This is a genomic window from Brevundimonas denitrificans (assembly GCF_030160755.1).
GTDB classification, from domain to species: Bacteria; Pseudomonadota; Alphaproteobacteria; order Caulobacterales; family Caulobacteraceae; genus Brevundimonas; species Brevundimonas denitrificans.
In genome coordinates, this window is the sequence record NZ_BSOY01000197.1 from 1 (window position 1) to 662 (window position 662).

Below are 662 nucleotides of genomic sequence, written 5' to 3' on the forward strand. Positions count from 1 at the left end.
GTCCGTGTTGGGACAGCGGCCCGTAGCATACATGATGGCGTCGGCCTCAAGGGTGCTGCCATCCTCAAGGGTAATGAGAAGGCAATCGGCCAGCTTCTCGATTTTCGCAGGATTGGCGTGGGTTTTCAGGGTTACACCTTTCTTGGTGATCTCTTGCGCGACCATGTTCTGGACGTCGGCATCAAAGCCCCGCAGGATCTGCTCCCCGCGGTAAAGCTGGATCACATCGGCACCAAGGCCGTTGAAAATCCCGGCGAACTCGACGGCGATATACCCGCCGCCGACAACTACAACCCGCTGCGGCATGGTTTCCAGATGGAACGCCTCGTTCGAGGAAATGGCATGCTCGATGCCCGGAATATCCGGCATCATCGGCGTTCCGCCCGTGGCGATCAGGATATAACGCGCCGTCACGGTCTGGTCCCCGACCCGAACCGTATGGGCGTCGATGATCTCGGCACGGGCCTCATACAGTTCCACATTATTGTTGGACAGGATGGTGTAGTAAATGCCGTTCAGGCGATCAATTTCCGCATCCTTGTTGCGGATCAGGGTTGCCCAGTCATGACGGGTTTCCCCGACGGTCCAGCCATAATTCTTCGCATCCTGAAAATCATCGGAATAGTGGCTGGCATAAACGAACAGCTTTTTCGGGACACAGC

At 56.6% G+C, this 662-nt stretch carries 1 protein-coding gene; it reads right to left on the bottom strand.

The genetic code is table 11. The features are described from left to right. Positions 1-662: FAD-dependent oxidoreductase (locus QQJ79_RS15730; RefSeq protein WP_284223870.1), on the bottom strand; the 662-nt coding region annotated here is incomplete at both ends.